The organism is Mycolicibacterium sp. XJ879 (assembly GCF_053483935.1).
The window spans coordinates 299,740-323,453 of record NZ_JBEFTH010000002.1 but is presented as its reverse complement, the minus strand read 5'-3'; the positions used below and the strand labels follow the sequence as shown (position 1 = coordinate 323,453).

Here is a 23,714-nt window from a genome sequence, read left to right as displayed (position 1 = left end):
AGCTATAGCTAGGCGTCCAAGCCGTCGCGCAATGTGGCCAGCGTCTTGGCGAGCAGCCGCGACACATGCATCTGGGAGATCCCGAACTGCTGCGCGATCTGCGTCTGGGTGTGGGAGCCGAAGAACCGCATGGTGAGGATTTCGCGTTCCCGCGGCGAAAGCGCGGCCACTAGCGGGTGAAGGGCCTGGCGGAACTCGACAAGATCGATGGCGGTGTCGTCGCTGCCGAGCCGGTCGGCGATCGACATGCCGTCGTCGGAGTCGCCGGGCGCCGGCGCGTCCAGCGAGCGGATCGAATAGCACTGGGCCGCGATCAGCGCCTCGACGACCTCCTCGCGGCTCATCTGCAGTTCCTCGGCCAGCTCTGTCGCGGTGGGGCCGCGTCCCATGCGCTGGCTCAACCGCGACGTCGCCGCGGCCACCGCCGCGCGCGACTCCTTCAACCGCCGCGGTACGTGCACCGCCCACCCGTTGTCGCGGAAATACCGTTTGACCTCACCCATGATCGTCGGCACGGCGAAGGACAGAAAGTCGTGACCGGACGCCGGATCGAAGCGTTCGATCGCGTTGAGCAGACCGAGCCGCGCGGTCTGCAGTAGATCGTCGCGGGGTTCACCTCTGCCGTCGTAGCGGCGAGCGATGTGCTCGGCAAGGGGAAGGCAGCGGCGCACGATCTTCTCGTGCATCCGTTGGCAAGCAACGGATTCGGGCGGCATGCCACGGACGGTCCGGATCAGCTCCGGGATGTCGTCGTAGTCGGACTTGGCGCGCGCGCTAGACGTGCGCCGTCGCGTCGCGGTCGTCATCGGCGTCCTCCTTCTTGGCCCGTCTACCCGCATCCGCGCTTCGGGTATTCCGCAAACGCCGCCGTTCAGCGCGACTGTTCGTGAAATGGACCGTTTGCGCACAGGGTGCTTCGCGATGTGGCTGCGCGACGGCGCCGTGGCGGCTCAGGGCCGAACGGCGTCGATCGCGCGGTAGATGCGCTGCTCGCTGACCGGGCGCGCGGTGCCGAGTTGCTGCGCCCACAGGCTCACGCGCAGCTCTTCGATCTGCCGCGCGATGTCGCGGACGTCGGGAGCGGCGGCGCGGGCCGGGGACAGCGCGGCGACGAGGTCACCGTAGGCGTCCTGCACGGCGTGCACGCGCGACATCCGCTCGCGGTCGGCTTCCACGGCGTGCGGCAGCCGCTCCAGGCGTCTGCCGATCGCAGTGAGGTAGCGGGTGAGATCGGCCAGGTGCGCGGCGCCGAAGCTGGTGACGAAGCGTTCGGGCAGCAGGGTGTCGAGTTGGGCGCGGATGTCGGCGATCGCCTCGGCCTGCGCGGGGGTCGGCGCAGCGGGCAGCGCGAGTTCGACGTCGTGTGCGGCGGCGAGCACCTTCTGCACGCGGGCGACGATGTCGCGGGTGGTGGGTTCGAGGTTGGTGGCGACGCGTTCCCGCAGAGCATCGAATTCAGTACGCGTCCATGCCGGTGCGGGCGCCAACACGTCGACGGCGGCGTCGGCGCAATCCTCGAGCAGTGCCTGCAGCGACCCGTCCGGGTTGGCGCCCAGCACCAGGCGGGCGCGCGGATCGAGTTGGCGTTCAACCGCTTTGACCGGCGTCGGTACCGCCAGGCGCAGCAGCCGGCGGCTTCCTGGACCCATCGCACTGTCCTGCTCGGCCTGTGTTGCGAACACGTGCACGTCGACCGTCGCGCCCGCATCCACCAGCGCCGGATAGCCGCGCACGGCGTTGCGTTCGACGGTTCGGGGCAGCGAGTCGAGGTCGTCGGGCCAGCTGCGCAACCCGGTGCGTTCGATCTCGCCGGCTACCGCATCGGCGACGGCTCGGCGCGCCGGCCCGGCCAGCTCGTGCTGCAGTGTATCCAGGTCCTTGCCGCGGGACAGCTCGGTGCCGTCGGCGGATTCGACGGCGAACGTCACCCGCAGGTGCGACGGCAGCTTGTCGAGGTCGAACGCGTCGATCGGCACCAGCACGCCGGTGCGCCGGTGCAGTTCGCGTTGCACGGCGTCCAGCAGCGGCCCGTCGTCGGGGGTGATCGCAGACAGGATGGCGCGTGCGGTGTCGGGTGCGGGAACGAAGTTGCGGCGCAGCGGTTTCGGCAGGGTGCGGATGAGCGCGGTCACCAGCTCCTCGCGAAACGCCGGTACCTGCCACGCGAATTCGTCGCCGCCGAGCCGGGCCAGCACCTCGACGGGAACGTGCACGGTGACCCCGTCGTCCTCGGCGCCCGGTTCGAAGCGGTAGGTCAGCGGCAATGCCAGATCGCCTGCGCGCCACGCGTCGGGTTGCTCGGCGGCGTCATTGGTGCGAAGCAGGTCGTCGCGGGTGAAGGTGAGCAGATCCGGGGTCTTGTGCCGTTGTTTGCGCCACCACGCGTCGAAGTGGCGCGCCGAGACCACCTCGGCGGGCACCCGGGCGTCATAGAAGGCGAAGATCTCGTCGTCGCCGGCCAGCAGGTCGCGCCGGCGCGCCTTTTCCTCGAGCTCCTCGACTTCTTCGCGTAGCCGGGCGTTGTCACGGAAGAAGTGGTGGCGGGTCCGCCAGTCGCCTTCGACCAGCGCGTGGCGGATGAACAGATCGCGCGCGACTTCCGGTTCGATCTGCGAATAGCCGACGCGGCGGCGCGCCACCAGCGTCAACCCGTACAGCGTGACCCGTTCGTAGGCCATGACCGCGCCGTGTTCGGCGTCCCAGTGCGGCTCGCTGTAGCTGCGCTGCACCAGGTCTCCGGCGACGCGTTCGACGGTCTCGGGCTGGATCCGCGCGGCGGTGCGTCCGTACAGCCTGCTGGTTTCGACCAGGTCGGCGACGACGACCCAGCGCGGCGGACGTTTGGTGAGCACCGAACCGGGAGCGAGTACGAACCGGGAGTTGCGGGCGCCCTGAAACTCCCTGGAGCCGCGGCCTTTCGAGTCGTCACGCACACCGATGTGCGACAACAGCCCGGCCAGCAGCGCAGCGTGCACCTGGACGGGGTCGGCCGGTTCGCCGGACTCCCTGATCCCCAGGTCGCGGGCGATGGCGCGCAGCTGCCCGACCAGGTCCTGCCATTCCCGAATCCGCAGATAGTGCAGGAACTCGTCGCGGCACATCCGCCGGAACGCGTTGCCGGACAGTTCTTGTCGCTGCTCCCGCAGATACCGCCACAGGTTGAGGTAGGACACGAAATCCGAATGCTCGTCGGCGAAGCGGGCGTGCTTCTGCCGTGCCGCCTCCGCACGGTCGGCGGGCCGCTCCCGCGGATCGGGAATCGACAGCGCCGCGGCCAGCACCAGGATCTCGGCCACGCAACCCTCGGCGTCGGCCTGCAGGATCATCCGACCCAGCCGCGGATCGACCGGCAACTGCGCCAGGCGCCGGCCGACGTCGGTGATCTTGCCGTCCCGGTCGAAGGCGCCGAGTTCCTGCAGCAGCAGCACACCGTCGCGGATGCTGCGGCTCTCGGGCGGGTCGAGAAACGGAAACGTCTGGATGTCACCGAGATTCAGCGCCGCCATCTGCAGAATCACCGCGGCCAGGTTGGTGCGCAGGATCTCCGGATCGGTGTAGCGCGGTCGCCCCGCGAAGTCCTCCTCGGAGTACAGCCGGATACACACGCCGGGTGCGGTACGACCCGACCGGCCGGCGCGCTGGGCGGCCGAGGCCTGCGAGATCGGCTCGATGGGCAGCCGCTGCACCTTGGTGCGGCGACTGTAGCGCGAGATCCGCGCGGTGCCGGGGTCGACGACGTAGCGGATGCCGGGCACGGTCAGCGACGTCTCGGCGACGTTCGTCGCGAGCACCACCCGGCGCCGGGCGCGGCTGGGCCGAAACACCCGCTGCTGTTCGGCCGTCGGCAGCCGCGCGTACAGCGGCAGCACCTCGAGATCGTCGTCGAGACCGCGCAGAGCCACCAGGGCTTCACGGGTGTCACGGATTTCGCGCTCGCCGGACAGGAACACCAGCACGTCGCCGGGCGGTTCGCTCTCCAGTTCCGCGACCGCGTCGACGATCGCCTCGATCTGGTCGCGGAGCTCGGTGCGCACGATCTCGTGGTCGGGATCATCGGGGTCATCCGAATCCTCCACCACGACAGGAACTTCCAACGGCCGGTACCGGATCTCGACCGGATAGGTGCGGCCGGACACCTCGACGATCGGGGCCGCGTTGAAGTGCGCGGCGAAACGCTGCGGTTCGATCGTCGCCGAGGTGACGATCACCTTGAGGTCCGGCCGCCGCGGCAGCAGCCCGCGCAGGTAGCCGAGCAGGAAGTCGATGTTGAGGCTGCGCTCGTGGGCCTCGTCGAGGATCAAGGTGTCGTAGCGCAGCAGCCGGCGGTCGCGCTGGATCTCGGCGAGCAGGATGCCGTCGGTCATCAGCTTCACCAGCGTGGCATCGCTGACCTGGTCGGTGAAGCGCACGGTGTAGCCGACGGTGTCGCCCAGCGGGCGGCCCAGCTCATCGGCGATGCGCTGGGCGACCGTGCGCGCGGCCAGGCGCCGGGGTTGGGTGTGCCCAATGGTGCCGCGTATCCCGCGGCCCAGTTCCAGGCAGATCTTGGGCAGCTGGGTCGTCTTGCCGGAGCCGGTCTCCCCCGCGACGATCACCACCTGGTTGTCGGTGATGGCTTTGGCGATCTCGTCGCGGCGCTCGCTGACCGGCAGGTCGGGGTAGGTGATCGCGGGCAGCGCCGCCACCCGGGCGGCCACCAGCGCTTCGGCGGCGGCGATCTGTTCGGCGAGCTTGGCGACCTTGTCCGGGCTCGCTCCGCGCAACTGCCGCAGGCGGCGCCCGAACCGGGCGGCGTCGCGAACGGTCAGCCCGCCCAGGCGCCTACGCAGCTCAGCGGCGGACGGCTCGGACACCGAACAGAGGATAGGCGGCGGGTCAGGGGGTCTGCAGCGCCGCATCCGCGGAGGGGGCGCTGGTCCAGTTGGCCAGCAGCCGCAGCGCCGTCTCCGCCGGGGACCCCGGCTCAGTGGTGTAGATGCACAGCGTCTGGTCGAGGTCGCCGGGTACGGCGACGCTTTCGTAGTTCACCGACAGGTCACCGACCAGCGGGTGGTGGTAGCGCTTGATCCCGTGGGTGCGTTCGCGGACGTTGTGGTCGGCCCACCACTGGCGGAACTCCTCGCTCTTGACGGCGAGCTCACCGACGAGTTCGGTCAGCAACGGATCGTCGGGGTGGCGCCCGGCGTCGAGCCGCAGGATCGCGACGTTGTCGCGGGCCACCTCTTCCCAGTCGGTGAAGAGCTCCCGCGCGGACTCGTCGAGAAAGGTGAACCGCAACAGGTTTCGCTCCCGCGGTGGTAACGCCTCGAAGTCGCCCATCAGCGCCCGCGCCAGCCGGTTGGCCGCCAGCATGTCCATGCGGCGGCCGAACACGAACGCCGGCGCGACGTCGTCGAGCGTCTCCAGCACGCGGCGCACACCGGGCCGGACCCGCTGCACCGGCGCGGGCCGCCGCCGGGCGCGACGCGTCTTCTTGCGCGCGATCTCGAACAGGTACGACCGCTCGACGTCGTCGAGGCGCAGCGCCCGCGCCACCGCGTCGAGCACCTCGTCGGACACGTTGAGGTGGCGGCCCTGTTCCAGGCGGGTGTAGTAGTCCACGCTCACCCCGGCCAGCTGGGCGACCTCTTCGCGACGCAGACCAGGCACCCGGCGCACCCGTCCCGACCCGCCGATCTCGACGTCCTCGACGCGCAGCCGCGCGCGACGCGTCCGAAGGAACTCCTTGAGTTCGGCGTTGTGGTCCATGCCTCCAGTGTGGGCGCAGCGGGCCCGCCGCACCGTCCCAAACGTGGGTCTGCCAAACCCAGGAACGCCGAACCGGGGCCCGACCGGGCTCGTTTTGGCCGCTCAGCGGGCTGTTCGGCGGTGTTGTCTCGGATGTGCGGCAGCACCGCCGCCACCGATGAAAGGAATCGCCATGACCAAGACAACCCCGAGCACCAGCCATCCCCTGTCCGGCCGCGTCGCCGTCATCACCGGCGCCTCGAGCGGCATCGGCGCGGCCACCGCCAAGCGGCTCGCCGCCTCGGGCGCCAGGGTGGCGCTGCTCGCCCGCCGGGCCGACCGGCTGGAGAAGCTCGCCGCGGAGATCGGTGCGGCGGGCGGCACCGCGCTCGCGCTGCCGGTGGATGTCACCGACGCCGACGCGGTGCGCGCCGCCGCGCAGCGGGTGGAAGCCGAGTGGGGCCCGGCCGGCGTGCTGTTCAACAACGCCGGCGTCATGCTGCCCGCCCCGATCGACGAGCAGCGTTTTGACCAGTGGCAGCAGCAGATCGACCTGAACATCACCGGGTTGACGAACGCGATCGGCGCGTTCGTCCCGCAGCTGGTGGCCTCCGCCGCCGACAAGGGCGTCGCCGATCTGATCAACACGTCGTCCATCGCCGCACAGAACCTGTTCCCGCACTTCGCGGTGTACTCGGGCACCAAGGCGTTCGTGACGCACATGTCGCGCACGCTGCGCGCCGAACTCGGCGCCAAGAACGTGCGGGTCTCGGCCGTCGAGCCCGGCATCGTCGAGACCGAGTTGCAGGGCCATGTCACCGATGCGGGCGCGCAGGAGTGGCTGGACGGCACCCGGGATCAGATCGAGTGGCTGGATCCCGCCGACGTCGCCGAGGCGATCGGCTTCCTGGTGGCGCAGCCGGCGCGGGTGAACCTGCAACAGCTGACGATCATGCCGACTCGCCAGGCGTCGTGACGACGGGTCGGGACCCTCAGGTGGCGTCCGGCGCCCAGTACGCGAGCATCTCCGCGAACGTCTCGAACGCCGGAGCCGACACCCCGTAGGTGGCCTCGAGGTGGATGGACAGCGGAAAACCGAGGTCGGCGACGCCATCGATGACCCGCCTGTACAGGTCGACCATCAGCTTGCGCTTCTCGGTCGGATCGGTGCCGGCCAACCGCTTGACGAACTCCTGCTCCTCGGCCACCGCGGGGTTGCCCGGATCCTGGATCAGCCAATGGATCAGCCCGACCTTGCTCTCCATCTTCGGGACGAACCCGAACGACAGCAGGATCTCGGGCCGATGATCGGTCGCCGCGGCGAACTCGCGGAGGAACCCGACGATCGCATCGGAGTACAGCAGCTGCGTCATGCCGTACGTCGCGCCCCGGTCGCACTTGAACTCGAACCGGCCCTGCTCACCTTCGCGGGTCGGGATGAGAATCCCCCCGCGATTGGGCACCACCTCGTCGAACATCGCGAGCGCATCCGTCGGCGCGACGCCGGAGCCCTCGCCGTCGGCCATCGTGCGCGGCACCCCGACAAACGCGATGCCCTCGAACCCGGCACCGGACAACGAAGTCAGCCGTCGGCGCAGCGTCGGCTCGTCCATGAAGGAGGTGACCTGCGTGCACAACCCCTTGACGCCGGTCAGCTCGGGTCGGATCACCGACCAGAAGTCCAGGACGTCCATCTTCGGCTTCATCTCGACGGGCCGATCGTCGTCCTCTTCGATCATGCCGGGGATCATCACGTGCCCGATCCGGCCGGCTAGGCCGCTCTGCTCGGAGTACCGCAGCACCTTGTCGGCATCCTCCAGCGCCTGCTCACGGCCGCGGTCCACATTGGGGGCCACGAGCTCGAGCGCGATGGTGTTCAGCGTCACCGGGTTGCTCCTCGATCCGACGATTACTTCCCGCTGCGCGGCAGGTCACGACGACCACCGTCTGCGCTTGCTAGGAAGCCTCACCATACAGACCAGCGCGGTCTCCGTACCCTTGGTGTAGTGAGCGCCGCACCCTTGACCATCTCCGTCGGAGACCGCTTCGCCCGTGAATTCCCGGAGCTGACCGTCGGCTGGCGGGCCGAGGAGGCACCCGATCCGCGCCTGCTCGTACTCAACGAGGCGTTGGCCGCCGACCTCCGCCTCGATGCCGACTGGCTGCGCGGCCCCGACGGCCTGCGGTTCCTCACCGGCACCCTGGTGCCCGACGGCGCCGCGCCGGTGGCCCAGGCCTATGCGGGCCACCAGTTCGGCGGCTTCGTCCCGCGGCTCGGCGACGGGCGCGCGCTGCTGGTCGGTGAGCTCACCACCACCGAGGGTGAGCTGCGCGACCTGCATCTCAAGGGCTCGGGGGCCACCCCGTTCGCCCGCGGCGGCGACGGGCTGGCCGCCGTCGGCCCAATGCTGCGCGAATACGTGATCAGCGAGGCGATGCACGCCCTCGGAATTCCGACCACCCGGTCGCTGGCCGTCGTCGCGACCGGGCGCACGGTCACCCGCGAGACGCTGTTGCCGGGTGCCGTGCTGGCCCGGGTGGCGCGCAGCCACCTGCGGGTCGGCACTTTTCAGTATGCCGCGACGACGGGCGACGCCGAGTTGTTGCGCCGCCTCGCCGACCACGCCATTGCGCGCCACCACCCCGCCGCGGCCGACGCCGACAACCCCTACGTCGCGCTTTTCGACGCGGTGATCGGGGTGCAGGCCGCGTTGGTCGCGCAGTGGATGCTCGTCGGGTTCGTGCACGGCGTGATGAACACCGACAACACCACGATCTCCGGCGAGACCATCGACTACGGGCCCTGCGCGTTCATGGAGGCCTACGACCCCGAGACGGTGTTCAGCTCGATCGACTCGTGGGGCCGCTACGCCTACGGCAACCAGCCGACGATCGCGGGCTGGAACCTCGCCCGGTTCGCCGAAACGCTGCTGCCGCTGTTCGCCGACGACCAGGAGCAGGCGATCACCATCGCCCAGGACCGGCTCGAAGGGTTCAGCGTGCGGTTCGGCCAGGCGTTGACCAGCGGCATGCAGGCCAAGATCGGGCTCACCGGCGACCCGGCGCAGCAGGCGCCGCTGATGAACGAGTTGCTCGAACAGCTCGCGGCCAGCCACGTCGACTTCACCTCGTTCTTCCGGCAGCTGGGCCGGGCCGCGCGCGGCGACACCGAGCCCGCGCGCGGACTATTTCTCGACCTGGCGGCATTCGACGACTGGGTGAGCCGCTGGCGCGCGCTGCACCCGGACCCCGAGCTGATGGACCGGGTCAACCCGATCTACATCCCGCGCAACCACCTCGTCGAGGAAGCCCTGACCGCGGCCACCGACGGCGATCTGCACCCGTTGCAGCAGCTGTTGACCGCCGTCACCGCGCCCTACGACGAACGGCCGGACCTGGCGCGCTACGCCGAACCGGCGCCGGAGGACTTCGGCAGGTACCAAACCTTCTGCGGGACCTGACCTGCGGCATACACTGCCGAACATGGTTTCCCTGCGACGGTCGGTGTCCGCGGCGCTTTTCACGGCTGCCCTGGCGGTCACCCCCTTCATTCCGGCCGTCGCCGTGGCCCAGCCCGGCAACGTCGGCTGCGCGCCGGGTGAGACCGGCGTGATCTACGGTTGCGCGCCGTTCTGCGTGCCGGGCAAGGCGCTCGACGTCAGCACCGGCTTGTGCGTTCCGGCGCCGCCGCCGTTCCCGCATCCGCCGATCCAGTAGGGCCCGGGTTTTCCCGACGCCGTTATGCGGTTACTCATGGCCGGTGACCGATCAATATCAATTACGCCGTGACCTGCTGCAAGAACTGCTGTGGGCCTACGGGCCGTGCGGGCAGGAGCGGGCGGTGCGCGATATCTGCCGCCGCGAGCTCGAATCGTACGTCGATGAGTTGTGGGTGGATCCGGCCGGGAACCTGATCGGGCAGGTCCGCGGCGAAAGCCGCGACGACGGGCGCGCCACCCGCGTCATGGCCCATATGGACGAGCTGTCGATGCTGGTCAAACGGGTCGAGAGCGACGGCACCCTGCACCTGACGCCGTTGGGCACGATGTATCCGGGAAACTTTGGGCTCGGCCCGGTCATGCTGCTCGGTGACCGCCAGACGGTGTGCGGCGTGCTGACGTTGGGTTCGGAGCACACCACCAAGGAAAGCCAACGGATCTGGGAGACCAAACCCGACCAGGGCGACAAGTCGCTGGACTGGATGCACGTCTACGTCTTCACCGGGCATACCCCAGAGGAGTTGACCGATGCCGGGGTGCAGCCGGGAACCCGGGTGTGTATCGACCGCAGCAAGCGCACGCTGGTCGACGTCGGCGACGGCTACCTCGGCAGCTACTTCCTCGACGACCGCGCCCCGGTGACCGCGCTGCTGGAGACGGCGCGCGTGATCCACGACCGCCGCCCCGCCCACGACGTGTACCTGGTGTTCACCACCAGCGAAGAGATCGGCGGGGTGGGCGGCTCCTACGCCAGTCGGACCCTGCCCGGCGATCTCACCCTGGCGCTGGAGGTGGGGCCGACGGAAGCCGAGTACGACACCTCGGTGCGCGGCGGTCCGATCGTGGGGTACAGCGACGCGCAGTGTGTCTACGACAAGGATGTCGCCGACGCGTTGATGGGCATCGGGCTGGACCTGGGACTGTCGCCGCAGGCGGCGGTGCTCGGCGCGTTCGAATCCGACGCCTCGCATGCCAAGAGCATCGGGCTCACGCCGCGCGCCGGGCTGCTGTGTCTGCCGACGCTGAGCACCCACGGCTATGAAGTCATTGCGCGCCAGGCGATTCCGAACATGACCGAGCTGCTGGTGGAATTCCTGTCGCGCTCGTCCTAGCCGTACGCCGCGGCGATGTCGGGTGAGTCCATCCAGCCCGCATACGCCGGGCCTTGTGGCCAGCCGTCGGGTGAGTCCTGCCACTGTTCCTGACGCCCCCACGGCAGCAGGTCGATGAGCGCGAAGGTGTGGCTGAGCTGTTCGGTGCCGCGGCCGTTAGTGTGCCACGTGCGATACACCGCCTCCTCGCCCGACGGACCCGTCGCGCGTAGGAACACGTTGACCGCGAAGCCGCCGCCGGGCGGCGCGTCGACGTCGGCGCCGAACGAACTCTGCGACGACGAGTACCAGTCCATCCGATTCACCACCTTGTCGCGGTAGGCCAGCGCCTCCTCGATCGGTCCGTTGGTGACGATGACGAAACGGGCGTCGTAGTTGTCGAGGAAGCCCAACCGGGTGAACTGGGACGTGAAGCCGGTGCAACCGCCGCACTGCCACTCCGCGCCGTCGGTCCACATGTGGTGGTAGACGATCAGCTGCGACCGCCCCTCGAACACGTCGGCCAGCCGCACCGGTCCGTGTTCGCCGATCAACGTGTAGTCGGGCATTTTCACCATGGGCAGCCGCCGGCGCTGGGCGGCGATGGCGTCGAGCTCACGGGTCGCGGCCTTCTCCCGCACGCGCAGCTCGTCGAGCGCCGCCCGCCAGGTGTCGTGGTCGACGACGGGCGGCAACGCGGTCGGTTTGGTCATCGGTGCCTCTCCGGTACGTCTCATACAGGTTCTGACCGGCTCAGCGCGCCAAACTCATCGTCGGATGCTGTCGGGTCGGCCGGTCAACTCGGTCCGACGCGCAGGTGCCGGCGTGCGGCGAGGTCGTCGTCGTCGACGAGAACCAGCATCGGTTGATCCGGCTTGCAGAGCATGGTGACGACGAACCGGACCTTGATGTCGTCGCGGTTGTTGGCGTCCGAGTAGTGGATGACCTCGCCGCCGGGTTCCCAGAACGCTTCGCCGGCCTTGATCACTCGCGGCGGTGCACCTTCGAGTTCGAACAGCATCTCGCCTTCGAGCAGGTAGCCGAAGGCCGGTCCGCTCGGGTGCCGGTGCGGCGGGGCGCCCGCGCTGCCCGGCGGGTACTCGACGACGACGGTCATGGTGTGCGCATCTTGCGGGATGAACGGCGGCTCGGCTTCCTGCACCACCGTGAGCGCGGTTTCCCACGCCGCGTCGTATTTTTTGGACATCGGTTCTCGTCTCCTTCAAATCGGTTTCAAATAGCACTGCCGCCGCCGTCGGCGTGCAGCGTGGATCCGGTGATGAAGCTGGCGCGAGGCGAGGCGAGGAAAAGCACCGCGTCGGCGATCTCCTCGGGATCTGCGGTGCGGCCCAACGGAAGTGCGCGACCGAGTTCCTCGTTGGTGTCGCCCCACACCGCCGCTACACCTTCGGTTTTGGTGGGCCCGGGCGCGACGCTGTTGACGCGGATGCCATACCGGCCGAACTCGGCGGCCCAGGTGCGGGTCAGCGACTCCACCGCGGCCTTGGAGGCGCTGTAGGTGGATGCGCCGGGAACGCCCTTGGAGGCGACCATGCTGGTGACGTTGACGATGCAGCCGAACCCGCGCTCGACCATGCCCGGCACCAGACCGGCGGCCAGAAAGTAGGTGCCACGCACGTTGGTGTCAAACGTCTTCTCGAACGAGTCGACATCTTGTTCGATCGTGGCAGCGCCGGGGAAGCTGGCTGCGTTGTTGACCAGGATGTCGACGTCTCCTGCTTGGCGCACAAGTTCTTTCACCGAGTCCAGATCCGAAAGGTCGGCCTGGATGAAGCGGGCACCGATCTCGTCAGCCGCAGCCGTACCGCGCTTGCGGTCTCTGCCGGTGATGATGACCGAGGCACCTTCGCCCGCCATCAGCCGCGCGCAAGACAATCCGATGCCTGCGGTGCCGCCGGTGATCAGCGCTGTGTGATTGGTGAGTTCCATTGTGTTCCCTTTCTCAGGCGGGGGCCAACGCGGTGCGCAGCCGGTGGCGTCCCCGTGACACCCGCGACATCACGGTGCCCATCGGGACGTTCAGCAATTTGGCGGTTTCCGCGTAGGTGTAGCCCTGGATGTCGGCGTAGTAGATCGCTTCTTTGAAGCTTTGCGGCAGCGCGTCCATGGCCGTCTTGATGTCGTTGGCGGGCAACGTATCCAACACTTCGTCCTCCGCGGAGCGATGAACGATGTCGTGTTCGGTGAACGTGGCGACCGAAACCTCGACCGGTCGGCTCTGTTTGCGACGATGAGTGCTGACCCACCGGTTGTAGAGGATCCGGAACAGCCATGCCCGAAGGTTGCTGCCCTCCTGGAAGGTGTGAAAGCCCGAATAGGCGTGCAACAGGGTGTCCTGCAGGAGATCGTCGGCGTCGGCGTGGCTGCGGGTCAGTCGGCGCGCAGCGCGGGACAGCACGTCGAGGAGCGGTTCGGTCTCCCTGGCGAACCGTGCGGCCAGGTTCTCGTCGGGTCGGCGAACGGTGGCCTTCAGGTAGGTGACGGTCTCGGCGATCGGCACCCTGGCATGGCGGACGTACTCAACGGTGGGGTCCTCGTATCCAATCGACATGCCGCAGAACAGCATCAGGTTCTCCGGTGGCGACACGATGTCCGCGACGGTTTTGTGGACTTGCGACCACGCCATCTGCGGGCAGCTGTGTAGCCCTTCCGCACGCAGCAGCAACATGACGGTCTGCAGGTACATGCCGACGTCGGCCCACTGGGGCCGGCCCAGGTCGCGGTCGATGTAGCAGAACAGGGCCACCGGTGCGCCGAAGCAGTCCCAGTTGGCGATCGCCGCGCGTTGACGCGCTTCCCAGTCCTCGCGCTCGATGCCCAGCGCGCTGTAGCGCTCCCGCCCGAACTGGGATCGCCGCTCGCGGTAAGGCGACTTCAAATCGCGCGGGTACATCTCGAATTCCCGCTCATCCCAGGCATCGCCGGCACTCACCCGTTGGGTCGCCAGCTTCTTGAGCTGACATAGCGGCGCGCCGGTGACGACGTAGATGTGCCACGGTTGAAGGTTGGACCCAGACGGCGCCCCGGCGGCCGCGGTCAGCACGCGATCCAGGAGTTCTTTCGGTACGGGACGGTCAAGGAATCCGCGCACCGCCCGCCTGGTGCGCACCGCTTCGTATACGTCCATAAGCGCAGCCTGGCGGGCACGGGCGCGACGGCGAACCCTTGAAAGTCCGTAGTCGTGTGCGGGGCTAACTCGCCCACGAGATCTTGCGCAGCTGTCGCCGCGAGGTGATTCCGAGCTTGACGAACACCTTGCGTAGGTGCCATTCGACGGTGTGCGTGCTGATGAACAGCTGCGCGCCGATCTCCTGGTTGGTCAGCCCCGCACCGGCCAGCCGCGCGATCTGGGCCTCTTGGGCGGTCAGCTGCTCACCGGAGCTACCGGTCTTCTTACGCGCTTTCTCACCGGTGGCGGCCAGTTCCCGTCGGGTGCGTTCGGCGAATGCCTCCGCACCCATCCGGGTGAACATCTCGTGGGCGGCGTTGAGCTGCGTGCGCGCGTCGACGCGCCGGTTCATGCGGCGAAGCCATTCGCCATACCGCAGGTGTGCGCGGGCGGCGAACACGGTGACGCGGGTGCGCTCCAGGTGCGCGATGGCCTTGGCGAAAAGGGCGTCGGCCCGGTCATCGTCGGCCAGCAGCGCCTGTCCGCTCGCCACGCTGCCCAGACCCCAATCGGTTCCGCTGCCGCCCGCGCGCTCCTCGAGCTGCTCGAGCGCCGCCGCGGCGGCTTCTCGCTCGCCGGTGTGCACCGCGGCTTCGATGAGCTCCAAAAGACACCATCCGTAGAAGCCGAGATCATCGAACTCACACGCGCGCCGCGCATTCGCGAATGCTTCCTCGTATCGGCCCAGCCCGTTGTAGAGGACCGCGGCGAGGTACCCGGTATACCCGTGCACTCGGCCCTCTCCCCTGGCGGTGGCCTCCGCCGCGGCCGATTCCAGAACTCCCGCGGCGGTTGCGGCACCCCGCCACGCCTGCAACGACAAGGCGTGATACCTCAGCGGCGCGTAGCCGGTTGAGGCGGTGATCGATGCTGTCTCTTCAAGAAGGGTTGCTGCCGTGGTGAATTCACCGGCCAGCACGTGCACGCCCGCGCGATAGGCAAGGGCGGACGGAAGCACAGCCAGCGTCCCGGTATCGCGGGCAAGCCGCACGGCGTCGGTGGCCAGTCGGTGCCACATGTCGTCATCCCAGAGCTCGTGCACGGCCGATTCCTGTGCGACCGGAAACGCCAACCACAGCCAGTCCAACAGCTCGGGTGCGCCGCGGTTGACCTCCTCGTGCAGTAGCGTCACCGCGTTGCGCAGCGTCGCCACGCTGGCCGCGTAGCCGTCGGCCACCCTCGCCGACAGGCCATCGAGCAGCAGGTCGATCGGCCGTGGCGGCTGCGGGCCCGGCGGTGCCAGTCGTGCCGGCTGGGCCACCTCCACCGCGCCGCCGAGCGGGCAGAGCCTGCTGCCGTGCATCGCCGCGCCCATGGCTTCCAGGTATGTCTCACGGGCCAGCCCGGCGTCGAGCGTCTCGAGTCCTTTGGCCGCCATCAGCAGGCCCACCGCCGTCTCGGAGATCGACATCGATGTCTGGCCGCCGCGGCTCCTAGCGAAGTCGATCTGGGCTTGCAGCCGCGCCAGCCGAGCGCGCTGCAGCGCGTCCAGCGGCGTGTCCTGCGCGACGGCAATCAGGTGGTCGGCGCCGTCGAGGTCCGCGGCGTCGCGCCTGGCCTGTGCGGCGGCCAGCGCGCGGGCACCGCGGCGGGCCGGGTCCATGGTCAGCTCCGTCGCACGTTCGAGAAACGCTGCGGCTGCTGCGATTCCACCTCGGGCCTGGGCGCGGTCCGCGGACCGTTCGAGTTCGGCTGCTACCTCTTCGTCCGGTCCTGACGCAGCGTTGGCGAGGTGCCACGCGCGACGGTCGGGGTCGGCTGCGGGGTCGGTCGCTTCGGCCAGCGCCTGATGAACGGCCTTGCGTTGCTGTGGGTCCGCGGCGCGGTAGGAGGCGGAGCGCACCAGCGGATGCCGGAACCGCACCGAGGTGCCGATGTCGATCAGGCCGGCGGCTTGTGCGGCTACGCCCGCGTCGAGGGATACCCCGAGCCGTTGCGCGGCCCCCATCAACAGCACCGCGTCACCGACAGGTTCGGCCGCCGCGATCAGCAGCAGGCGCTGCGTCTGGGGCGGGAGGTCCTCGATACGCCGCAGGAAGGTCTGCTCGATCTTGTTGACCAAGGGCCGCGCGTCAGGACGTCCGAAGCCGCCCGCCAGTTCCGCGACCGTCAGGTCGCGCGGCAGCTCGAGCAGGGCGAGCGGGTTACCGCGCGTTTCGGCGACGATGCGGTCACGCACCCGCTCGTCCAGGCGGCCCGGGACGACCGACTCCAGCAGTGCGCGGGCATCGTCAGGTCGTAGCCCGCCCACCGGCAGAGTGGGCAGGCCGTTCAACTCGTCGGCGCTGCCCTCACGCGCCGCGAAGATCAGCGCGACCGGCTCAGCCAACAACCGGCGGGCGACGAACGCCAGGGTCTGTATCGAGACCCGGTCCAACCACTGCGCGTCGTCGACCAGGCAAATCAACGGCTGATCCCGGGCGGCGGAGGCCAGCAGGCTCAACACCGCCAAGCCGACGAGGAAGCGGTCGGGCGCGGGACCCGCGCTGCGGCCGAACGCGGTGTCGACCGCCGCGTGTTGCGGGGCGGGCAGCGCATCGCTGTGGTCCGCCAGCGGGGCGCAGAGCTGTTGCAGCCCGGCGAAGGCGAGTTCCATCTCCGATTCCACGCCTGCGGTCCGCAGGACGCGGAAGCCCGCCGCGTTATCGGCGACAAAGTCCAGCAGCGCGCTCTTGCCGACGCCCGCTTCGCCGCGCAACACCAGAACCTGGCTCTGGCCGGAACGGACGGTCGATATCAGGCGGTCCAGGGCCGCGCATTCCTCACGTCGGCCGCGTAGTGGGCGTGCCGCACCGGTCTTCGCCATGTGAACCTCCGCATCCGAGGGAGGATGCGCCTGAACGATACCGGCTTGTTCGGGCCGTCAACCGTGAAAACTGACACCATACGGGCGTACAGCGCCGGTGGAGTGTCAGAATGTTTGCAGTCGATAGAACTGAGGAGACCATGGCCTCATCTGCGCGCCGCGTGGGTGCCGAGACATCGAAGACGCGGGACGCACTGCTGGATTGCGTCGAGAAGATGATGCTCGACGAGGGCTACCCCAGCGTCACGTACCGCGCCCTGGCCACCAAAGCGGGCGTCGCACCGAGCCTGGTGCAGTACTACTTTCCCACCCTCGACGACATCTTCATCGCCGCGATCCGGCGCTACTCCGCACGCAACCTCGACTTTCTCAACAAGACGTTGGAGAAGCGCGCCGATGATCCGCTGCGGGCGCTGTGGGAGTACAGCTGGGACGAGGCCACCGGTGCGCTGATGACGGAGTTCATGGCGCTGGGCAACCATCGCAAGTCGATTCGGGCCGAGATCGCCGCGGCCACCGAGAGCGTGCGTAAGGTGCAGTTGAAGGCGCTGACGGCGAAGTTCGGTAAGAACGCGCGGTTGGGCGGCGATCTGTCGTTGTCGGCGCTGCTGTTGTTGATTTCGGGACTACCGAAGTTCCTCAACCTCGAGGAGGGCGTCGGCGTCAAGACCGCACATGCGGAGGTCACCAAGGCGTTCGAACGCTTCCTGGATTCCGTGGAGCCGCCGGCGCCGTCGGCAAACCGCAAGCGCGCCAAGCCCACCCGCCGCTAGGCGGGCACTTCAGCCGCCAGGCCTTCCACGATGCCGCGCAGCATGCGCACGAGATGGGCGCCTTCGGCCGGGTGTTTGCCGACGAGCGTCTTGGTCGACACCGACAGCCTGATCGACTCGACGATGGCTGAGCGATGCAGCGTGAAGACCATGCGCCTCGAGATGTTGTACGACTGTACGGCGCAATCGGCGGTGCTGTACAGTCGTACAAGGCAAGTATCTCTCGCGGAAGGATCTCCTGACGATGTCCGATGAGCTCGAACAGTTGCGGCAGCGCCTGCAGTATGTCGAAGACCGGATGGCGATCCTGGATTGCGTGATGAACCAGGCGCGCGGGCACGACCGCCACGACGCCGAGTTGATGGGCAGCGTGTACTGGGAAGACGGCGTCGACGAGCACGGGCCGACGGTCAAGTCCGGCCCGGAGTACGGCGAGTGGGCCAACGCAGCCCATAGTGCGGTGTTCGAGGACCATTTGCACAACGTCACCACGCACACGTGTGAGATCAACGGCGACGAAGCCCACGCCGAGAGCTACGTGATGGGTGCCATGCGCTCCAAGGGCGGCAAGGTGGTATCGCTGATGGGCGGTCGTTACCTGGACCGGCTCGAGCGCCGCGACGGGACCTGGAAGATAGCGCTGCGGCGCTGCACGATCGAATGGATGATGAGCGGCGACTCCTCGATGCTCAATTCCGGTGCGGTGCAGGGCTTCATCAAGGGTAAGTGGGATAAGTCCGACGCGTCCTACATTCGGCCGTTGACGTTGGAGAGTGAACCTGTCGAACGGTGGTGACCGGTGAAGCTGACCGATCGTGTCGCGCTGATCACCGGCGGAGGATCGGGTATCGGCCGTGCGGCCGCGCAGCGGTTCGCCGCTGAGGGGATGCGGGTGTGCGTGGTCGACATCGACGGCCGCGCCGCCGACACCGTCGCATCCTCACTCGGCGGGCTAGGGCTACAGTGCGATGTCTCCGATTCTGAACAGGTCGAAACGGTTTTCGGTGCGTGCGTCGCCGAGCTTGGCAGCGTCGATCTGGCGTTCTTCAATGCGGGCATCACCATTCACTGGTCAGGTGACATCGGCGCGCTCGACCTGGACGAGTACCGCCGATCGGTCGGCGTGAACCTTGACGGCGTGGTATTCGGTGCGCGCGCGGCCGTGCGCACCATGCGTGCGCTTCCGGCCGCCGATCGCGCGATCCTGGCCACCGCCTCGCTTGCCGGGCTGGTGCCGTGGCATCCCGACGCCGTCTACGCGCTCGGCAAGCACGCCGTCGTCGGGTTCATGCGCTCGATCGCACCGAACCTGGCCACCGAAGGCATTGCGGTGCAGACCATCTGCCCCGGCATCACGGAGACCGGCGTCCTCGGCGATCGCCGCCGGCTCGTGGAACGGATCGGCGTCCCGGTCATGGAAGCCGACGCCGTCGCCGACGCCGCCCTGAGTGCCGCCACCGCCCCGCTGGACGACACCGGTACCTGCTGGGTAGTGCAACACGGAAAACCTCCCTGGCCCATGACTTTTGCCGGTGTGCCCGTTGCCGATCAGCGGCTTAACACACCGGTGCGCCCGACTTAGCCTTGATCGGGCGGATCCGGATCCCCGCGGAGCAGTTCGTCGGGATGGTGCGCATGGTTGATCTCGGGTGCGGCGCTGCCGTCGGTCCACGCCAGCCGGCCGCCTTCGGTGACCGTGGTCTGCCACCGGCCCTCGGTGACGGCCGCATGATCAGGTCCGCACGCGAAGAACAGGGTGTCGGCGTCGGTGGTGCCACCGGCTGACCAGTCCGTGGCGTGGTGGACCTCGCTGTGATAGCCGGGCGCCAGGCAATTGGGTCGGGTGCAGCCCCCGTCGCGCGAGTAGCAGATGATCCGCTGATCGGCGGTGGCGATGCGCTTCTGCCGGCCCAGGTAGATCGGGCGCTCGCTGTGGTCGTCGAACACGGCCAGGTAGTGAATCGCCCCGGCGGCCATGCGGATCAGGTCCCGCATCGGCAGCGCGGTGTTTCCGCCGGTACGCGCCGGGGCGGGCATCGACACGATCGGATCGATCACCGCGTGGGCGGCCTGGTTCAGCTCCGCCAGCGTGGTGCGCGCGATCACCGTCACCGCGTGCCCACGATGGGATCCGAACCCGCCTGAGGTGATGCCTTCCTTGAGCCCCAGCTTGATGCCGTCATGACACCGCTGCGCCGAGTTGCGGTCATCGGGCACCTCTTCGACGGCGCCGTCGGGCAGATGCCGTCCAGGGCGCACCGCGGCGCTGCATGCCTCGATGTAGCTGCGGGTCTCCGGGTCGACCCAGCCCGTCAGTCGCGACATCCCATCGCGGCCCTGCGGCCCCAGCGAGACTTCGCGGCGGCGTTTACGGTCCTCTTCGGTGTAGTGGCCGTCGGGGTTGAAGATGTCGTCGATGCGTTTGCCGGCTGCTTTGACGATATCGGCGTCGTTCTTGGTGGCCTGGCGGACCAAGCTGGCCTCTACATCGTTGCGGTCGGTGACCGAGATGCTGGAAGGTAACCGGTCCATCGCCGTGCAGATCTCCTTGAGGTGGTCCTCACCGATCGCACCCTGTTCGACGGCGGCGCCCGTCTCGGGTAGCAACGCCGGCAATGGCGGCCCGCTCAGCTGGCGGCGCGGACAGATCTTCTGCGCCATCTTGATGCGTCGTTTGATCTCGGCGGGCGGGATGCGCAGCCGCGCCCACAGCCGGTCGATCAAGCCCGGCGCCATCGCGGACTCGTCCGGAGGATTGGCGATTTCACCGAACACCCGGTACATCAACCCCCGGTTCACTCGCTCCTGGCCCTCCAAGCGCTCGGCCATCTGCACGCGGTAGCTGTTTCCGACCACATCAGAGGACAGCTCGCGCAGCTCGCCGTAGGCGGCATCGACCTGGTCCAGTAGCGCGCCGATTCGCTCGCGCGCCGCCTGTCCGGTAATGAAACCACCCATGCCGCAACGTTATCGAAAAGATCTGCGGACTCGACAGATTAACCGATCGATCTGTGGATCAATACGCCGTTGGGGATAACTGCAAGCACCCACCCAAGAATTGTCGGCGCCTCGTGGTAGGCCCTCAGCCCACAATCGTGGGCATGCTCTCCCAACCCCGCACGGTCGCGGTGGGGGCACGTACGGCGTTGTCGATGTCCACCGTCCAGTCCGGCCAGCGCTTCAGGATTTCCTCGAGCGCGACCCGACCTTCGAGCCGGGCCAGTGATGCACCCAGACAAAAGTGAGTGCCCCGGCCGAACGACAGATGGTTGGCGTTGCGGTGGATGTCGAAGACGTCCGGGTTGTCGAATTTGCGGTCGTCACGGTTGGCCGATCCAGACATGAGCAGCAGCGCGCTGCCGGCCGGAATGACCTGCCCGTGATACTCGACGTCGTTGGCGACATATCGCGCGATCGAATGCACCGGCGGTTCGTACCGCAGCACCTCTTCGACCGCGCCGCCGATCAGCGACGGGTTCTCGACCAGTTCCCGCCGCTGCGAAGGATGCTCACCGAAAAGCTTGCCCAGCCAGCCGAAAAGCCGGCCCACCGTCTCCGTCCCGGCGTTGGCGATCACACCGAGGAACACCAACAACTCCTCCTCGCGCAGTATGCGCCGCTGTCCGTCGACGTCGTCGAACTCCACGTTGAGCAACTCGGTCACCAGATCGTCGCTCGGGTTGTCCCTACGCCACGCCACGTAGTCGCGAAACATGTCGCCGTTGAAGTAGTTGTCCTTCTTGACCGGCAAGGGCTCGCCGGGTTTGTTGCGCAACCGCGCACCGGCGACCTTGCGGACGCTGCGCTGCAACGAGTCCGGGATACCGATCAGCATGCCGATCACCCGCATCGGCATCTCGGCGCCGAGGTCGGTGGTGAAGTCGAACCGGTCACCGTCGCGCAGCGGATCCAGGCAGGCCGCGCAGAACGCGCGCACCTGATCCTCGATCGCCGCCATCTTCCGCGGCGTGAACGCGCGCGACACCAGCAACCGGTGAACGGTGTGCAGCGGCGGGTCCTCGTTGATGAAGACCCCCAACGGCATCACCGGTTCGGCCTTGACCACCTCGAGGATGTCGCCCTTGGCTGAACTGAGGTTCTCGGCGTCGCGCAGCGCCGCCTCGACGTCGGCGAACCGGCTCAGCGCCCAGAAGTCGAACTTCTCGTTGTAGTACACGGGCGCCTCGTCGCGCAGCCGCTTGTACACCGGATACGGGTCCACGTCGATCGCCACGTCGTAGGGGTCGTACGAAAGCTCTGACACCTGTACGATCGTACAGCACACGCATAGTGCCGAAAGGTGATCAATGGATTTGGGCTTCGTCTCGCTCAACACCGCCCGTGATATCGCGCCGGAGACGCTCGCCGTGGAGCTGGAATCGCGCGGCTTCGAGTCGATCTGGGTGGGCGAGCACCCCCAGATCCCGGTGGCCGCCGCCGATCAGTTCCCCAGCGGTCTACTCGAGGCGCAGAAGCAGATGCGCGACCCGTTCCTGTCGCTGCTCGCCGCGGCACAAGGGACGACCACGCTGCGGCTCGGCACCGCGGTCGCGCTGCCCCTTGAACGTGAGTTGTTCACGACGGCAAAGCAAGTCGCCACCTTGGACGAGATGAGCCAGGGCCGGCTGCTGCTGGGCGTCGGAGTGGGTTTCCGTACCGAGCTTTCGGTGTCGCGGCCGCTGGCATGGTCGGATCGCTACCGCGTGCTGGCTGATATGGTCGCCGCGCTAAACACGTTGTGGACCGAGGATGAATCCGAGCACCACGGTGACTTCTTCGATTTCGAGCCGGTGTGGTCCTATCCCAAACCCTTGCAGAGTCCGCATCCGCCGCTGCTGGCGGCCGCCACCGGACCAAAGGCGATCCGCGACTGCGTCGGCTGGGCCGACGGTTGGCTGCCCGGTGACGCCGCATTCCGCGATGTGGGCGCCGCGCTGGCCGACTTCCGCCGCACCGCACAAGAGGCAGGTCGAGACCCCGCGACGCTGGACCTGACGCTCATGGCGTGGGGCGATCCCAAGCTCGAGAAGCTGGCGGCCTACCGCGAAATGGGGTTCAACCGGGTGGTGTTGGGCGGTGGGCGACGCAACGCCGATGATCCGTCGACCACGATGTCGTTCCTCGACCGGTACGCCGCGATGGTCGCCGAGCTGCGAGCCTGACTTGGCTCAGGCCTCCGGCACCGGGCGCACCCGGGAGTGCACCAGTTCGAGCAGCTGGCCGTCGGGATCCCGCACCATGCAGGCGAATCCGCCGCCGGGGTCGGCGACGACGGTTCCTCCGGCTGCCTGCACCGCGGCCTGCGCGGCGGCGATGTCGTCGACGGCGATCGACACGTGCGTCAGGCCCGCGCCCACCATGCCACGTTCGGCTTCCTCCGGCGCCGGGTAACCCGAGAACGTCAACAACTGCAGAATGACGCCGCCGTTGCGCAGGTACACGGCCGCGAAGCCGATCGGCGGCGCCAGCCCGAGCAACCCGGCGGCCATCTCGTCGGGCACCGTCAACCGCTTCACCTCGGCGAAACCGAGTACCCTGTAAAAGGTTAACGAGTTGTCAAGGTCGCGCACACGCACACCGACATGGCTGACGTCCATATCAGACCCCCGCAGGCCCGGGGCCGCCGTGCATGTACAGCGTCTGTCCGGAGCAGTAGCTCGACGCGTCGGAGGCGAAAAAGAGCACGCCATAGCCGATCTCTTCGGGTTCGGCGATGCGCCCGGATGCGTTGGTCTGCCCGATCATGTCGATGTCGAAACCCTGCCGCTGCGCGTCGGCCTCCAGGCCCGGGGTGCGGATCGCGCCGCACGCGATGCAGTTGACCCGCACCCCTTTTCGGGTCCACGCTGCGGCCATCGATCCGGTCAGGTTGTTCAACCCGGCTTTGGCCGCCCCGTAGATCGCCGCCTGCGGCATCGCCAGCAGGCTCGCCCCTGAGGAGATGTTGACGATCGCGCCCCGGCCCTGGTCGATCATCGGCTTCACCGCGGCCCGCGACAGGTACCACGCGCTGGACAGGTTGAGGTTCAACACATCATGCCACTCGTCGTCGGTCCACTTCATCAGCGACTTGGTCTCGCCACCGCCGGCGTTGTTGAGCAACACGTCGAGCCGGCCGAACTCGGCGACCGTCGCATCGACGAGCGCGCGGCACTGCTCGGCGTCGGTGACGTCGGTCGGCGCCGCCAGCGCGCGCCTGCCCAGCGCCTCGATCTCTGCCGCAGTGGACTTCAGCGGTTCTTCGCGACGCCCGGCGAGCACGATGTCGGCGCCGTGCTCGGCGAGCACCAGCGCCGAAGCGCGCCCGATACCGGTTCCGCCGCCGGTGATGACAGCGACCCTTCCCTCCATCGAGAACCTGTCGTTCACAGCACCACTTCCTGTCCGGGTCGGTTGCAGTACGACTGT

22 protein-coding genes and 1 pseudogene are annotated in these 23,714 nt (G+C 68.2%); 8 read left to right on the top strand and 15 right to left on the bottom strand.

Features of this window, described 5'->3' with window-relative positions; genetic code table 11:
• Positions 1-8 precede the first annotated feature (8 nt).
• The 3 genes from ABQF13_RS05285 to ABQF13_RS05275 all read right to left on the bottom strand — a co-directional run bounded on the left by ABQF13_RS05285 (position 9) and on the right by ABQF13_RS05275 (position 5,748).
• The gene (locus ABQF13_RS05285; protein WP_448391674.1) at positions 9-806 is read right to left on the bottom strand and encodes a SigB/SigF/SigG family RNA polymerase sigma factor; all 798 of its coding nucleotides are present in this window, start codon (positions 804-806) and stop codon (positions 9-11) included.
• A 144-nt stretch (positions 807-950) separates the two neighbouring features.
• Positions 951-4,853: an ATP-dependent RNA helicase HrpA gene (gene hrpA, locus ABQF13_RS05280; protein WP_448391673.1), complete on the bottom strand. Its 3,903-nt coding sequence runs from the start codon at positions 4,851-4,853 to the stop codon at positions 951-953.
• A 22-nt stretch (positions 4,854-4,875) separates the two neighbouring features.
• Positions 4,876-5,748, bottom strand: coding sequence for a helix-turn-helix transcriptional regulator (locus ABQF13_RS05275; protein WP_448391672.1), 873 nt, complete (start codon positions 5,746-5,748; stop codon positions 4,876-4,878).
• 172 nt (positions 5,749-5,920) lie between these two features.
• Here ABQF13_RS05275 and ABQF13_RS05270 point away from each other — a divergent pair, with 172 nt between their 5' ends.
• Complete coding sequence (locus ABQF13_RS05270; RefSeq protein ID WP_448391671.1) at positions 5,921-6,703, top strand: SDR family oxidoreductase; 783 nt, start codon at positions 5,921-5,923, stop codon at positions 6,701-6,703.
• 16 nt (positions 6,704-6,719) lie between these two features.
• Here the strand turns inward: ABQF13_RS05270 and ABQF13_RS05265 are convergent, their stop codons facing one another.
• Positions 6,720-7,613: a mycobacterial-type methylenetetrahydrofolate reductase gene (locus tag ABQF13_RS05265; RefSeq protein WP_448391670.1), complete on the bottom strand. Its 894-nt coding sequence runs from the start codon at positions 7,611-7,613 to the stop codon at positions 6,720-6,722.
• A 120-nt stretch (positions 7,614-7,733) separates the two neighbouring features.
• Here ABQF13_RS05265 and ABQF13_RS05260 point away from each other — a divergent pair, with 120 nt between their 5' ends.
• Genes ABQF13_RS05260 through ABQF13_RS05250 form a run of 3 tightly spaced genes read left to right on the top strand, consistent with a single transcriptional unit; the run spans position 7,734 to position 10,558 of the window.
• Positions 7,734-9,188 carry a protein adenylyltransferase SelO gene (locus ABQF13_RS05260; RefSeq protein WP_448391669.1) on the top strand — a complete coding sequence of 485 codons (1,455 nt, stop codon included), beginning with the start codon at positions 7,734-7,736 and terminating at the stop codon, positions 9,186-9,188.
• A 22-nt stretch (positions 9,189-9,210) separates the two neighbouring features.
• Positions 9,211-9,444, top strand: coding sequence for a hypothetical protein (locus tag ABQF13_RS05255; RefSeq protein WP_448391668.1), 234 nt, complete (start codon positions 9,211-9,213; stop codon positions 9,442-9,444).
• Positions 9,445-9,487: 43 nt separating this feature from the next.
• A complete protein-coding gene (locus ABQF13_RS05250) occupies positions 9,488-10,558 on the top strand; it encodes a M42 family metallopeptidase (RefSeq protein WP_448391667.1) in 1,071 nt (356 codons plus the stop codon).
• On the opposite strand, the gene ABQF13_RS05245 is transcribed toward ABQF13_RS05250, so the two are convergent.
• The 6 genes and pseudogenes from ABQF13_RS05245 to ABQF13_RS05220 form a co-directional block, all read right to left on the bottom strand.
• Positions 10,555-11,250 carry a DUF899 domain-containing protein gene (locus ABQF13_RS05245; RefSeq protein ID WP_448391666.1) on the bottom strand — a complete coding sequence of 232 codons (696 nt, stop codon included), beginning with the start codon at positions 11,248-11,250 and terminating at the stop codon, positions 10,555-10,557. The two genes, ABQF13_RS05250 and ABQF13_RS05245, sit on opposite strands and share 4 nt — an antisense overlap.
• Positions 11,251-11,333: 83 nt before the next feature.
• Entirely contained in the window at positions 11,334-11,744 is a 411-nt protein-coding gene (locus ABQF13_RS05240) for a cupin domain-containing protein (RefSeq protein WP_448391665.1), read from the bottom strand.
• 26 nt (positions 11,745-11,770) lie between these two features.
• On the bottom strand, positions 11,771-12,487 hold the full coding sequence (locus ABQF13_RS05235) for an SDR family NAD(P)-dependent oxidoreductase (RefSeq protein WP_448391664.1): 717 nt from the start codon (positions 12,485-12,487) through the stop codon (positions 11,771-11,773).
• Positions 12,488-12,500: 13 nt separating this feature from the next.
• Entirely contained in the window at positions 12,501-12,956 is a 456-nt protein-coding gene (locus tag ABQF13_RS05230; RefSeq protein ID WP_448392018.1) for a sigma-70 family RNA polymerase sigma factor, read from the bottom strand.
• 72 nt (positions 12,957-13,028) lie between these two features.
• Positions 13,029-13,685 (bottom strand): annotated as a pseudogene (locus ABQF13_RS05225) (nitroreductase); the annotation flags it as partial.
• Positions 13,686-13,749: 64 nt separating this feature from the next.
• Positions 13,750-16,533 (bottom strand): ATP-binding protein, encoded by a 2,784-nt coding sequence (locus tag ABQF13_RS05220; RefSeq protein WP_448391663.1) that lies wholly within the window; start codon positions 16,531-16,533, stop codon positions 13,750-13,752.
• A gap of 140 nt (positions 16,534-16,673) precedes the next feature.
• Here ABQF13_RS05220 and ABQF13_RS05215 point away from each other — a divergent pair, with 140 nt between their 5' ends.
• Positions 16,674-17,306, top strand: a complete 633-nt coding sequence (locus ABQF13_RS05215; protein WP_448391662.1) for a TetR/AcrR family transcriptional regulator — start codon at positions 16,674-16,676, stop codon at positions 17,304-17,306.
• Here the strand turns inward: ABQF13_RS05215 and ABQF13_RS05210 are convergent.
• Entirely contained in the window at positions 17,303-17,458 is a 156-nt protein-coding gene (locus ABQF13_RS05210; RefSeq protein ID WP_448391661.1) for a hypothetical protein, read from the bottom strand. The two genes, ABQF13_RS05215 and ABQF13_RS05210, sit on opposite strands and share 4 nt — an antisense overlap.
• A gap of 86 nt (positions 17,459-17,544) precedes the next feature.
• Between ABQF13_RS05210 and ABQF13_RS05205 the strand changes: the two genes are divergently transcribed.
• Both ABQF13_RS05205 and ABQF13_RS05200 read left to right on the top strand, forming a co-directional pair.
• Positions 17,545-18,102 (top strand): nuclear transport factor 2 family protein, encoded by a 558-nt coding sequence (locus ABQF13_RS05205; RefSeq protein WP_448392017.1) that lies wholly within the window; start codon positions 17,545-17,547, stop codon positions 18,100-18,102.
• A 3-nt stretch (positions 18,103-18,105) separates the two neighbouring features.
• Entirely contained in the window at positions 18,106-18,888 is a 783-nt protein-coding gene (locus tag ABQF13_RS05200) for an SDR family oxidoreductase (RefSeq protein ID WP_448391660.1), read from the top strand.
• Here ABQF13_RS05200 and ABQF13_RS05195 read toward each other — a convergent pair.
• Positions 18,885-20,264 (bottom strand): 13E12 repeat family protein, encoded by a 1,380-nt coding sequence (locus ABQF13_RS05195; RefSeq protein ID WP_448391659.1) that lies wholly within the window; start codon positions 20,262-20,264, stop codon positions 18,885-18,887. The two genes, ABQF13_RS05200 and ABQF13_RS05195, sit on opposite strands and share 4 nt — an antisense overlap.
• 124 nt (positions 20,265-20,388) lie before the next feature.
• A complete protein-coding gene (locus ABQF13_RS05190) occupies positions 20,389-21,570 on the bottom strand; it encodes a cytochrome P450 (protein ID WP_448391658.1) in 1,182 nt (393 codons plus the stop codon).
• Between the two features lie 43 nt (positions 21,571-21,613).
• On the opposite strand from ABQF13_RS05190, the gene ABQF13_RS05185 reads away from it, so the two are divergent.
• Complete coding sequence (locus ABQF13_RS05185; protein WP_448391657.1) at positions 21,614-22,468, top strand: TIGR03619 family F420-dependent LLM class oxidoreductase; 855 nt, start codon at positions 21,614-21,616, stop codon at positions 22,466-22,468.
• 6 nt (positions 22,469-22,474) lie between these two features.
• Here ABQF13_RS05185 and ABQF13_RS05180 read toward each other — a convergent pair whose 3' ends face one another.
• Positions 22,475-22,903, bottom strand: a complete 429-nt coding sequence (locus tag ABQF13_RS05180) for a VOC family protein (RefSeq protein WP_448391656.1) — start codon at positions 22,901-22,903, stop codon at positions 22,475-22,477.
• A gap of 1 nt (position 22,904) precedes the next feature.
• Complete coding sequence (locus ABQF13_RS05175; RefSeq protein ID WP_448391655.1) at positions 22,905-23,675, bottom strand: SDR family NAD(P)-dependent oxidoreductase; 771 nt, start codon at positions 23,673-23,675, stop codon at positions 22,905-22,907.
• Positions 23,676-23,714 lie beyond the last annotated feature (39 nt).

Excerpts from the sequence above, each read along its gene's own strand:
- ABQF13_RS05285 (WP_448391674.1), bottom strand. The coding sequence starts at position 806 with ATGACGACCGCGACGCGACGGCGCACGTCTAGCGCGCGCGCCAAGTCC.
- ABQF13_RS05275 (WP_448391672.1), bottom strand. The coding sequence starts at position 5,748 with ATGGACCACAACGCCGAACTCAAGGAGTTCCTTCGGACGCGTCGCGCG.
- ABQF13_RS05255 (WP_448391668.1), top strand. The coding sequence starts at position 9,211 with ATGGTTTCCCTGCGACGGTCGGTGTCCGCGGCGCTTTTCACGGCTGCC.
- ABQF13_RS05235 (WP_448391664.1), bottom strand. The coding sequence starts at position 12,487 with ATGGAACTCACCAATCACACAGCGCTGATCACCGGCGGCACCGCAGGC.
- ABQF13_RS05195 (WP_448391659.1), bottom strand. The coding sequence starts at position 20,264 with ATGGGTGGTTTCATTACCGGACAGGCGGCGCGCGAGCGAATCGGCGCG.
- ABQF13_RS05245 (WP_448391666.1), bottom strand. The coding sequence starts at position 11,250 with ATGACCAAACCGACCGCGTTGCCGCCCGTCGTCGACCACGACACCTGG.
- ABQF13_RS05215 (WP_448391662.1), top strand. The coding sequence starts at position 16,674 with ATGGCCTCATCTGCGCGCCGCGTGGGTGCCGAGACATCGAAGACGCGG.
- ABQF13_RS05240 (WP_448391665.1), bottom strand. The coding sequence starts at position 11,744 with ATGTCCAAAAAATACGACGCGGCGTGGGAAACCGCGCTCACGGTGGTG.
- ABQF13_RS05270 (WP_448391671.1), top strand. The coding sequence starts at position 5,921 with ATGACCAAGACAACCCCGAGCACCAGCCATCCCCTGTCCGGCCGCGTC.
- ABQF13_RS05180 (WP_448391656.1), bottom strand. The coding sequence starts at position 22,903 with ATGGACGTCAGCCATGTCGGTGTGCGTGTGCGCGACCTTGACAACTCG.
- ABQF13_RS05210 (WP_448391661.1), bottom strand. The coding sequence starts at position 17,458 with ATGGTCTTCACGCTGCATCGCTCAGCCATCGTCGAGTCGATCAGGCTG.
- ABQF13_RS05185 (WP_448391657.1), top strand. The coding sequence starts at position 21,614 with ATGGATTTGGGCTTCGTCTCGCTCAACACCGCCCGTGATATCGCGCCG.
- ABQF13_RS05220 (WP_448391663.1), bottom strand. The coding sequence starts at position 16,533 with ATGGCGAAGACCGGTGCGGCACGCCCACTACGCGGCCGACGTGAGGAA.